Here is an 11,791-nt window from a genome sequence, read left to right on the forward strand (position 1 = left end):
GAACCTAACTGTATATGACGGCTCGCATGTTGCCGATCAGCTCACGCCGAACAAGGTGCGGGAGACACGCCGCTTACCCTGCAAGGTCACATGCTTGCGCTTAAGCTCGCGGGCAATAACGGACCAGTCAGGCTCGGCCACCTTGCGGCGACCAGGCTGCGCACCAGGCACTCCGTACAGCAGTTGCTCCAGCTCGGCGCTGCCTCAGTATGGCCGCACACGGCGCCAGCTGTTCGAGGAAATTGATGCGCCAGATCTTAAACCGCTTCCCGGCGAGCCGTGAGTTCATGCCGAATGGCACCGATGCCGGCTCGGGCTCGACTATCATGTCGAGACCGAACGACACTACTACTCGGTGCCCTATCGCTTCGCCCGTCGGGAGGTAGAAGCGCGGATCAACGCACGAACGGTTGAAATCTTCCTGGGAGGCGAGCGTATCGCCGCGCACATGCGCGGCAGTGGCAACGGGCGGCACACGACGACCAGCGCCCACATGCCTTCGAGCCACCGGCGCTATGGCGAGTTGACGCCGGCAAAGATCCGCAGCGAGGCAAGCCGGATCGGCCCGATGCTGCGCGTGCTGGTCGACCGGATCATCGAGGATCGGCCGCATCCCGAACAGGGCTATCGTTCGTGCCTGGGTATCCTCCGGCTTGAGAAGCGCTTTGGCGCCGAGCGCCTCGAGGCGGCCGCGCTGCGCGCGATTGAGATCCAGGCTCGCAACTACCCAAGCGTCAAATCGATCCTCGAGAAGGGCCTCGATCGCGTCCCAACGCCTGCGTCTCCCGAGCGCGAGCCGATCATCCACACCAACATCAGAGGTTCGGATTATTACCACTAAGGGAAGAAAATGCTGACACATCCTACACTCCACTTGCTTACGCGGCTCGGCCTTACTGGTATGGCCGAGGCCTTCACGAGCCTCGCCGACAACGAGGAGGTCCAGGGTCTCGCTCACGCCGTGGAATGCGGAGCGGGCATCAGCATGTTGAGGGACTTGTTTTGTTGAGCCGCACCCCTCGTACCAAGGTACAGGCGCTCCCCTTTACGGTTGCCGAGCGCGAACAATCATGCTTGGGTCCTCGATCCTAAAAATCTATCCCCGCTGTAGCAATGCATTTTCATATCATTGAAGCGATCGGAGCGTTAGTTTCTTGAATGCTGGGAGCATCACAAAGCAGACTAACTTGTAAGGCCGTATCGCCTCATTTATCATCTCTCGGACTTCCGTACCTTGTAAGACTCGAGCCAGAGCCGGTTTAAATTGTTGTCGAAATGCGCGATTGACAATTCGGATTGAGATCCTCTTCCCAACCAGGCGGAATGATTCAGAGCCTCAATTGTTGTCCGTCGCAACCGCTCCTTCTTTGCTTCGAGATTGAAGACCTCACGTTGATTCTGAATCATAAACCGTTCTGCGAGCGCGATAGCTTCTTTCTCGACAAGGTGCCCTTCTCTGATTTCGTCCGCGAACGTCTTAATTAGCCATCTACGCGCCTGGATAGCATAGCCGACCGAAGCCGCCGGAAGACGGGCATCACCGCCGAATGCGAAGAGCTTGTTCGCTGGGACGGCATGAATCATTCTGCGGACAAATTCGCTTGTAACGCGTGGATTCAACGACCACGCCCAGCACAAGTCAACCCACACATTTGCAAACCGCTTGGCGACTGCAACTATTTCGCTATCGTAGGGATAAGCAATGTGCATTAACACGAAACGCGTGTCCGAATACACCCGCAGGAATTCGTGCAGTTGTTCCGCTCCAGACATTTGGACTGGGAAACGTCCGGTGCCATAAATGCAGCCTGTATGGATCTTGAACGGCAGATCGTACTGAACACAGAACTGTGCGATTCTTCCCATGCACCAATCGCCAAGACATCGTCGAGTATCTTCCGGCGTGGCAAAATTGTTCTTTCGCCAACTCTCTAGCGCCTTCTTTGCATCGCTTGTTTCTCGTGGCTGCCAGCGCAGCGTTCGATGGTAAGCGTGCTGAGATTTCACTGCTATCGCAAGGTCTCCATTCTGCTCGAAAATCTTGCAGATCGCCTCGTCTAAGTCATCGAGGTCAACGATTTGCACGCCGGTCTCTTGGGCAAGAAGGTCCAGCTCGGGCGTACCGTCGCAAAAACGGCAAACATTGATGTCATAGAGGAAGAAGTCCTGGCCAAACGCTTCAAGCGGAACATGCCGATCCAACGTATCGATCTGCACGTGATCGAGATTCGCTACGTCCCGAAGTAAACGAAGTCGTTCATCCACCCTACTATTCTGTTGCGAAGCTATCTGCGCGGCCTCGATCGTTTCTGCATTGAGCTCCTCGATCCCATATAGGTGCTTAGCGATGATTGACACGGCCTCTCCGTAACCGGTGTGCTGAGCACGCGTCCAGGCCTCCGAGATTCCATCAAAACGACGTCGTATATCGGGATTTCGTTTGTTTAGAAGCTCGTTGAGTGCGTCTGGTCGGGCCCCGGCACCGGCCAAATCCCACGTCACATAATTCTTGAAAAGATTCGTCAGCACATCAGGTGGATCACTTGAGTATGCCTCCTCAAATTCGGTGTGCTCATGTGTGCTACAAAGAGGCGTTGATGTTATGTATCTGGTTAAATCGTGGAACGGCTCATAATAGATGTTCATTGTCATGTAATTAGCTCCACCCTCGTAAGAGATACCAAAAAAAGATATTGCGCCCATCCAGCGCCACTAGTGGCTGTATGCTCGCTCTCTCATCCGGAAAGAAGCAAGTCATTGCTGCGCATGATCTGCTCGATAAGTGCCGGTGCTTGCTCGCGCCGACTCAACCTTGGCGATCAGTTCTGGCAGTGCCTGCGCAATGCCGTGGCGGGACATGAAGGCGTGGTCAAAGATTAGCTCGGTTTGCCAAACGATGTTGTCGGCCGGAACGACGAACGGCGTCTGACCCAGTGCATGATCCCTTCATAGCTCCCCCTCGACCACTGCCGAATTTGACAGAGACTTGAAGAATAGACCGCTTTAGTGCCGAATTTCCCGCGACTTTTCCCTTATTTCGCTGAAACCCTGCGCCGGATCGGGGCGATTGTACCCAAATCGTTTAGGTGGTGCAGCCCTGGCGATCGAGTTGCAATCGAGGTACGTCTATGTTGGTCTTGCACTCCCTGCGACCGACCACTTTGACGTGCTGACATTTCATGGACGATGAGCTGCCTCAGGCGGGGAACATGCCTCATTGAATACGGGCCGGATCGATGGTTCACGCGGATGCCGTGCGTCAAAAATCGTCATCTTGGCCCGCTTCTTTGCGGATTTTCCCCGTGCTTCGCGGAAAATAGCAGCTTTTTTTGCGTATGATCCGCCGATATTGACGTGTCTTCGCTAACTTTGAGTGCCCCCGAACCATGCGAGGGCTCCCACCCCCAGAGACCACGGAAAATGTTTCAGATTTTGCTAGTCAGGCTATTGCTGTTGTTGGTTCGGCTGTTGCGGCTTCACAGAGGTGCGTGCAATGCTGCAAGCTGATATCCCGATGTCGCAATCATCGACAGTTGGCCAGGGCAGCGTGGTTGCGCTTTTCCGACCGAAGTCAATTGCCGTAGTTGGCGCAAGTGCGAATTCGATCTGGGGCCGACAGGCTCTTGAGAGTTTCAAGGCATTTGATTATTCGGGGCAGGTGATTGCCATAAATCCCAAATACGAGGAAGTGCTTGGCTTTCCCTGTTACCCCACGCTTCGTAGCGCGCCGTTCGTCCCTGAAGCCATTTTTGTCTTGCGTGATGGTGCTTCGACGCTCCGCGTCATCGAAGAGGCTGCAGAGATTGGTGTGCGCGCGGCCGTGGCTGTGGCGACAGGATTTGCAGAGGCCGGTGGGGAGGGCATCGAGGCCCAAGCGCGCCTAACCGAAATCGTGCGCCGGGCTGGAATGGCTATAGTGGGTCCGAACTGCAGTGGATTGATCAACTACGTTGATCAGGTCCCGATGCATCTTGGTGTGGTCGAGCGCAAGCAACCGGGGTGCGTCGCCCTGTTTGCACAAGGGGGGGGGCCCAAGTCGTCGTTAGCGGGAAACGATCGTGGCGTGCACTGGAGTCATATCGTGTCTTGCGGCAACGAGGCCGTGACTGGCATTGCCGACTACCTCGCCTATTTTGTCGATGAGCCGAAGGTAAAGGTCATCTGCGGATTCATTGAGACAATCCGCCAGCCGGATCGTTTCTTTCACGAGTGCAGCCGGGCAAGGCAAGCCGGGAAGGCCGTTGTGTTACTGAAGGCCGGCCGAACCGAAGCCTCTCGAAAGATGGCTGCGGCCCATACGGGCGCACTTGCTGCACCTCATCGCCTATATCGTGAATTGTTCCGGAGACATGGCGTTGTACAGGTCGACTCATTTGAAGAGCTTCTATCAGTGGCGCTTGTCCTGCAGGCGAGGCTTTCGCCTGGGCAAGGTAGGCTCGGTGTTGCTCATCCTTCTGGTGGCATCCTTGAGTTAATACTGGACCAAACTGCGAAATGCGATGCGCTGAGCTATCCGGAGTTTTCGGCAGGGACATTACGCGATCTCCAAGGGGCGATCGCTGATTACACAGAATGCAAAAATCCCCTGGATACGTGGAGTACCGCCGCGAATCTGGCCGACTCTAACCCCAGAATCTTGAAAGCCGTTGCAAATGATCCAAACGTGGACGTTGTCATCACGCACTACGATCCCAACCAGTTGACCACCTCCTATGCCCATGAGCATGAAATATTTGCACGCAGTGCTGTAGAAGCAGCATCTTCGGCAAGTAAACTGGTTACGTTGCTTACGCCGCTGGAGGGGTCGGCATCGGCTGAATCAGTCCGGGATTTCCTCGCGAAGGATGTTTTGGTTCTCAGCCTGCAAGAGGGCTTTCGGGCACTTGATCACGCGGTGAAATGGAGGCGTCCGATTCCCCCAATAGCCGAAGAGCTCTCCGTCGACACATCGAAACTAATCGAAATTATCGATAAGGTGGGTGGAAAACCCTTCGCCGGCGAGCCCGCGCTCGAATTTCTAGCGGCGGCAGGCATCACCGTTGTCGGCAGTCGATTTGTCAGGACACCTGCAGATGCCGTTCAGGCGGCGGAGGAGTTGGGTTTTCCGGTCGTCGTGAAGATAGGCGATACGGATGTGTTACACAGGACTGAGCTCTCTGGGGTGTTTACAAACCTTCGAGATGCCGAGCAAGTTTCCCGAGTCGCTAGAGAGCTCCTTGCCGCAGGCGCAAGGGTCGTGATCGTCCAACCGTTCATACGTGACGGGCTTGAGATGATCCTTGGGCTGGAGACGGACAACGTTCTTGGATCTTTCGTCCTGGTCGGCCAAGGCGGCATCTGGACTGAGATTATGGACGACGCAGCCTTGCGGCCCGCAGGCCTCAGGGTGGGTGAACCCGATCAGATGCTTGCAGAGCTCCGGTCGGAGCCGCTGCTCCGCGGTGCTCGCGGCGCACCTGCCCTAGATAAGGCTGCTCTGATAGCTGCGATCAAAAGGCTCGATGCGATCGCACGTAGTATGGGGGACAAGCTCCGATCCATTGATGTTAACCCCCTCTTCGTGCGCCAAAACGGCGTTATTGCAGTAGATGCGCTCATCGTGCCCCGTACAGCCTAAGGGGGCGCCGCGAGTCGGGATGGGATATCTTTCTCGACGGTTATCGACACTTTCCACTCCGCATCCCCATGCGAAGTCACCGCCGGTTGCGGGAAGTAACAAAAAACAGCAGCAAACATCAGAGAGCACAGATCATGACTTATAGTACGATCCTCTACGAAACAGACGACCGTGTGGCGCGGATTACCCTCAACCGTCCAGAAAAAAGAAATGCGCTTTCTCTTCAACTCTGCAAGGAGTTCCGCGATGCGGTCCAACGTGCGGATGATGATCCTGAGGTTCGCGTCGTTGTAGTGAAAGGAGCGGGCGGCAAGGCATTCTCAGCGGGATATGATTTCAGCGACGAAGACGAACGGGGCAAAACACCTCAAACGCTAGATGAATTAGATTGGCGTTATAAGCAGGACGAAAAGTTCCAGTATTCGGTCTGGGAGTGTTCTAAGCCTGTCATCGCGCAGATCGACGGATACTGCCTCGCGGGCGGAATGGAGTTGGCCCAGATGTGTGATGTGCGCTACTGCTCCGATACCACACGCTTCGGTGCAGTCGAGGCTCGCTTTGCTGCCGGCATCGCAACATTGTCGTTGCCGTGGCTCATCGGTCAGCGCTGCCGTGAGTTGATCTATACAGGAGATATGTTTTACGCTGAGGAAGCTCTTCGTCTAGGTTTGGTAAGCCGCGTGTTTCCAAAAGACCGGCTGGACGAAGAGGTCACGCGGATCGCAAAGCGCATGTCAAGGGTAGCTCTAGCCGTCCTTCGTCGCCAGAAGCAGGCACTGAACAATGCCCTTAAAGCTAGCGGTTTTGATGCCGCCATGCGGTATGGTACAGAAGCCTGTAAGCTGATTTCACTTTCCGAAACCGAATTTAAGCATTTTCGTGTGCTCCAATGGACGGAAGGTCCCAGCGCTGCGATTAAGTGGCGAGACTCCATTTTCGCACCATTTGAATCCGAGACGTCATGGTCCTCGTCGCGGACAATCGCTCCCAAAGACACAGCCTAACTACATACCTTGACCCACACATACGCATTGTTCCGGCACGTGGGTGCCGCGCGCATTGGCACCAGTGGCAGCAAGGCGTGGCGAGCACGAAGGAGGCCGAGTCGGCGAGAATCGTGGTCGGCGCGGAGAACGCGCTGACCAGCCATCCTGCAAGGAACCGACCGATGGACTTCCACGCTGTCACCCCTTTTCACACACGCAATGAACTATGGTGGAAGAACTCGATTGGCTGGTCTGTTGGGATGAGTCCAGTAAGCTTCCGACTATCCGACACGTTCCCCGAAATACTGCGCTGCGTCAGTCTCGAACTGAAGCGCGCAAAGAAAACCGCGCAGGTGCCGTTTCCTAGGGCGATGGAGTAATAAGGGCTGCGGTAAAGAAGACCACAACCGTTGAGATGCGGGCAGTAGCGCCTCTTCCACATTGGTCATCCGAGGTGGCCAGACACCGACAATCGTATGTTCGCGGTCGGCAGTTAGACTTCCAGCACCTCAAGCTGATCGATCGTAAGGTACTAGCGGTTACTGCTAACATGGCGCGGCATCCGCGATAAATTAAAGTGACACAAGTTAAGCACGCACGGGATAAACAAGCCGACTATGCTGACCGTAGACACTTTCCGGGACTTACACACGGAAGCGACGGAATGGCGTCGTGAACTTCACCGGATGCCCGAACTTGGCTACCTCCTTACACGGACCTCGAAGTTTGTGGAAGAGAAGCTCGCTTCGTTCGGCATTAATCATATCGTGACCGGGATCGCGCAAACAGGCATCGTCGCCGTAATAGAGGGCGGGCTTGGTGTCGGCCCCACCATTGGGCTGCGGGCTGACATGGACGCACTCCCTATCGTTGAAGCTTCGGGCAAACCCTGGTCGTCCGAGATGCCGGGTCATATGCACGCGTGCGGTCACGACGGCCATACGGCCATGCTCCTCGGCGCCGCCAAATATCTCTCAAGGACTCGGAAGTTTAGGGGAGCCGTTGCGCTTATTTTCCAACCTGCGGAAGAAGGGGGCTTAGGCGGCAAGGCGATGGTTGAAGAAGGCATCATGGACCGCTTCGACATCTCGCAGGTGTTTGGTATGCACAATTCGCCGGGTCTGGATATTGGCCGCTTCGCCATCTGCAATGGCGCAATCATGGCCGGCCTTGATGAATTCGATATTTTGATCAACGGCCGGGGCGGACATGCCGCGACGCCCCACAAGAACATCGATCCTATTGTGATTGCCGCGCAGGTAATTCTTGGCCTCCAAACTCTCGTATCCCGTGGGACGGATCCTACGGAATCGCTCGTAATATCCATTACAAAACTCGCCGCCGGCGAAGCCTACAACATTATCCCAGAAACGGTAGCGATAGCAGGAACTGTACGAAGCTTGGCGCCGTACCTGCGGGATTTTGCCGAACGCGAGATCGCCAAAGCAGCGCAGGGTATCGCTAGGGCGTTCGGAGGTGACGCGGAAATCAGCTACCGCAGGCACGATCCAGTTGCGATCAACGCGACGGAAGCCACCCAGCTGGCCATTAAGGCAGCCGTTGGTCTTGTGGGGCCCTCAGCTGTAAACGACAGAATGAAGCCGCGCATGGGCTCGGAGGATTTCGCCTATATGCTCCAAGCGCGTCCGGGGGCCTTCATCATGACCGGCAACGGGTCAAGCGCCTCGCTACATAATCCCGCCTATGACTTTAACGACGACGTCCTGCCCTATGGCATTGGCTACTGGGCCAACCTAGTCGAGACCGTCCTCGGTGCTGGTTGATGGCTGGACAACAACAACGCGAGGAACTCTTGACCGGGCTTAGGGCGCTTCGAAAAGAAGCTGTGGATTGTACGATACGGGTGTCTAGAACTGAGATCCTCGACGACGGCCGGCGCGGTGACCCCTAACCCGGCACCTGCTGCTCCATTGAGCTGACCCGACGAAGTGGATGTGCCCAATCCTGCGAGGAGGCTAGTGACTGCTCGTCGGCGATGACCTCGTGCTAATCTACAGCGACCTGGCCGACGGCGAGGAACTACAAGACTCTTGAAATAAATGGCCGACTCGCGCTCGATGCCAACCCGATTCATTCTGACCTGAGCCCTTTCCAGGTTGATTTGGGCTCATGTGGCTCGGTGAAGCAACGGGACGGGGCGCGGAGCCCCCGACATAGCGCAGCGTCCCGCCCCGTTGCGTATCGGGAGCGCTGTGGCTGGCGTGAGATTGCCGAGACTGCTATGCGATCGAACGGTGTTGTAGTCGTCTTTCCAGAACGACAACACTTGGCGGGCATGGGCGAGAGAGGTGAACAGCGTTTCGTTCAAAGCTCATCGCGTAGACCATTGAAGCTTTCGACGAAGGCATTCTGCTGCGGCTTACCGGGGGCAATGTACGTATCCATCCGACGAGTACCGCGGGGTAGCCGAGCTTGCAGTGTTCCGGCGTTCAAGGTGAATGGAGCAATCCGTCGGATCTTAGCGTATCAATCGCTTCGGCGAGGGTGAGGCCACGATGGAGGCAGAACCGTTCTCCGGTGTGACGGTGCCACTGGATGTCGAAGCGATTGCGGCTGATCCAGTCGAGGCGGGCGAACGGGGCGTCGAACTCTTCGCCGAGATTCTCGGGGAGGCCGGAGCGGTAGCTTTGAATGAAGCGATATTTGGTGCCGAGCCCCTTTCCCAGGATATCGACGGGATAGTTGAACTGCGTCGGCCGGATAGTGGGCAGGAAGCGGGGCTTCAGGAAGTCGTCGACGAGCTGCTGGCAGGCGGCCGTCACCGCCGATTTATCTGCGGCGGACAGACCGCTCGCTCTCATGTTTCCTCTTGGCTCACGCCGCTTCGACATGCCTCGGCATTGGCCTTCGCCAGTTCCAAAGCAGAAGCTCAGCCAACCTCTGGATAGCATGATCGTTGATGCGCGCCAGCACGTCGGCGAGCCAGCCTGTGGATCGACGTCGTTGAGCTTGGCGCTGCCAATTTGGGTGTAGATCGCAGCCGCACGCCGAGCGCCCTCATCGGAGCCGGCGAAGGTCCAGTTTCTTCTTCCCACGGCCACCACCCTTAGCTCGCGCTCGGCGGCATTGTTCGACATCCACATCGAGGAAGCGGATGAAGGCATCCCGGCGGCTAAGCCGAAGTTTCTACTGTCTTTGACTTGGATGTAGAGTCGGATCAGGGAGTTGCGCCAGGATTTGCGCTTGATTTGTGTCCATGTAAGGGGGCTTTGCGAATCGGCGCGCCTGTGATTCGATTCGGACATGTTCATCGAGACGGTTCCGAATCGTGATTCCCCGCCTGCAGTGCTTCTGCGCGAGAGCTATCGCGACGAGAACGGCCGGACCCAGAAGCGAACGTTGGCCAATCTGAGCAAGCTACCGGACGATGTGGTGGCGATGCTGAAGGCGATCCTCAGGGGAGGCACGCTGATTGGGCCGGGCTCGGATGAATTGCAGATCGAACGCTCGTTACCGCACGGCCATGTTGCTGCGGCGCTGGGAATGATCCGTCAGATCGCGTTGGATCGATTGATTTTGAGCACGGCGAACGACGCTGCGTCGCGGCGCTACTGCGATCTCGTGCTAGCGATGATGGTCGATCGCTTGATCGCGCCGCGGTCGAAGCTTGGCTTTGTGCGCGCAGTGGATGAAGCGACAGCAGTGACAAGTCTGGGCGCGGTTCTGGGCCTTGGCAAGGTCAAGGATTGCGAGGCCTATGAGGCGCTGGATTGGCTCTTGGAGCGTCAGGTCAGGATCGAGAGCGGCTTGGCCCGCCGTCATCTCAAGGACGGCGTTCTGGTGCTTTATGACGTCAGTTCGTCCTACTTCGAGGGCCGCCATTGTCCGCTGGCGCAATACGGCCACAGCCGGGATCACCGAGGCGATCGTCCGCAGATCGTCTACGGGCTGCTCTGCACGCGCGAGGGGCTGCCGATTGCGATCGAGGTGTTCGAGGGCAACAGGGCGGATCCAACCACGCTGAAATCTCAGATCGACAAGGTGAAGTCCCGCTTCGGGATCAAACGCGTGGTGTTGGTCGGCGATCGCGGCATGATTACTGCTGCGAGAATCCGCGACGATCTCAAAGTCTCGAGCCTGGACTGGATCACATGCCTGCGCGCGCCGCAAATACAGGCTTTGGCGCGAGAAGACGGCCCGTTACAGCTCTCGCTGTTCGACGAGCGCGACTTGGCCGAGATCACCTCGCCCGACTTTCCAGGTGAACGGCTCATCGTGTGCCGTAATCGCGAGCTGGCCAAAGAGCGCGCCCGCAAGCGCGAGGCACTGCTCGTTGCGACCAAGAGGGAGCTTGCGCGGGTTCAGGTGCAGGTGCGGCGCAAGGGATCGTCGCTGCGTACCGCCGCCGAGATCGGTCTCGCCGTCGGTGAAGTCGTCAATGCCAAGAAGATGGCCAAGCACTTTGCGCTCGACATCCGCGATGGACACTTCAGCTGGGCCCGCAAGGTCGATCAGATCGCTGCCGAGGCCAAACTCGATGGCATCTATGTCGTGCGCACCAGCGTGCCGGCCGAGGATCTCTCGACTGCGCATGCAGTTCAGGCCTACAAGGATCTCTCGCGCGTGGAGCTGGCCTTCCGTTCGATGAAGACCATTGATCTCGAAATACGCCCAATCCGACACTGGAACGCCGATCGCGTGCGCGCGCATGTCTTCCTGTGCATGCTCGCCTATCACGTCGAATGGCACCTGCGCCAAGCTCTGGCGCCGCTGTTGTTCCATGACACCGATCTGGATGCCGCGCGCGCAGAGCGCTCTTCCCCGGTCGTCTCTACCGAACCCTCACCAGCCGCCAAATCCAAAAAGGCGATTAAGCGCAATGCCAACGGCGAGCCAGTCCACAGCTTCGGCGGCCTCATCGACCATCTCGGCACCATGACGCGCAACACCATGCGCATGCCGCTCGCCAAAAAGCAGCACTTCACACTGCTGTCGAAGTCGACGCCGCTCCAAGAGGCGGCATTCCAGCTCCTCGCCTTCGACCCGAAACGTGTCCAGTAACGGAAAAAGCCAATTCGCCAATTGGCGAGTCGGATCAAGCCGTTACCCATTTGATCAATAAAAACTTCGGGCTAAGGCAGTAGTTGATCGTAAGCGGCGTGTCTCCCGCACCTTGTTGCTGTTGAGCAGATTGGCAATATGCGTTCGTCTTGAAGTGGACGGATTG

At 57.0% G+C, this 11,791-nt stretch carries 6 protein-coding genes and 3 pseudogenes; 5 read left to right on the top strand and 4 right to left on the bottom strand.

Features of this window, described 5'->3' with window-relative positions:
* Nucleotides 1–199: 199 nt before the first annotated feature.
* Nucleotides 200–841: pseudogene (locus tag SO180_RS40770) on the top strand (Mu transposase domain-containing protein); the annotation flags it as partial.
* 371 nt (nucleotides 842–1,212) lie between these two features.
* On the opposite strand, the gene SO180_RS40775 reads toward SO180_RS40770, so the two are convergent.
* The gene (locus tag SO180_RS40775) at nucleotides 1,213–2,652 is read right to left on the bottom strand and encodes an amidohydrolase family protein (RefSeq protein ID WP_449384425.1); all 1,440 of its coding nucleotides are present in this window, start codon (nucleotides 2,650–2,652) and stop codon (nucleotides 1,213–1,215) included.
* An 841-nt stretch (nucleotides 2,653–3,493) separates the two neighbouring features.
* Between SO180_RS40775 and SO180_RS40780 the strand changes: the two genes are divergently transcribed.
* The 3 genes from SO180_RS40780 (at nucleotide 3,494) to SO180_RS40790 (ending at nucleotide 8,387) form a co-directional block, all read left to right on the top strand.
* The gene (locus SO180_RS40780; RefSeq protein ID WP_449384426.1) at nucleotides 3,494–5,617 is read left to right on the top strand and encodes an acetate--CoA ligase family protein; all 2,124 of its coding nucleotides are present in this window, start codon (nucleotides 3,494–3,496) and stop codon (nucleotides 5,615–5,617) included.
* Between the two features lie 134 nt (nucleotides 5,618–5,751).
* Nucleotides 5,752–6,621, top strand: coding sequence for an enoyl-CoA hydratase/isomerase family protein (locus SO180_RS40785; RefSeq protein ID WP_449384427.1), 870 nt, complete (start codon nucleotides 5,752–5,754; stop codon nucleotides 6,619–6,621).
* A 599-nt stretch (nucleotides 6,622–7,220) separates the two neighbouring features.
* Complete coding sequence (locus tag SO180_RS40790) at nucleotides 7,221–8,387, top strand: M20 aminoacylase family protein (RefSeq protein WP_449384428.1); 1,167 nt, start codon at nucleotides 7,221–7,223, stop codon at nucleotides 8,385–8,387.
* 344 nt (nucleotides 8,388–8,731) lie between these two features.
* On the opposite strand, the pseudogene SO180_RS40795 reads toward SO180_RS40790, so the two are convergent.
* The 3 genes and pseudogenes from SO180_RS40795 to SO180_RS40805 form a co-directional block, all read right to left on the bottom strand.
* A pseudogene (locus SO180_RS40795) lies at nucleotides 8,732–9,000 on the bottom strand (integrase core domain-containing protein); the annotation flags it as partial.
* Between the two features lie 53 nt (nucleotides 9,001–9,053).
* Complete coding sequence (locus SO180_RS40800; RefSeq protein ID WP_449384429.1) at nucleotides 9,054–9,515, bottom strand: DUF3024 domain-containing protein; 462 nt, start codon at nucleotides 9,513–9,515, stop codon at nucleotides 9,054–9,056.
* A pseudogene (locus tag SO180_RS40805) lies at nucleotides 9,439–9,701 on the bottom strand (transposase domain-containing protein); the annotation flags it as partial. The pseudogene SO180_RS40805 and the gene SO180_RS40800, both read right to left, overlap by 77 nt.
* Nucleotides 9,702–9,867: 166 nt before the next feature.
* Here SO180_RS40805 and SO180_RS40810 point away from each other — a divergent pair.
* Nucleotides 9,868–11,625, top strand: a complete 1,758-nt coding sequence (locus SO180_RS40810) for an IS1634 family transposase (RefSeq protein WP_449384430.1) — start codon at nucleotides 9,868–9,870, stop codon at nucleotides 11,623–11,625.
* The last annotated feature ends 166 nt before the right edge of the window (nucleotides 11,626–11,791 follow it).

The sequence above is a fragment of the Bradyrhizobium sp. UFLA05-112 genome, from assembly GCF_053572325.1.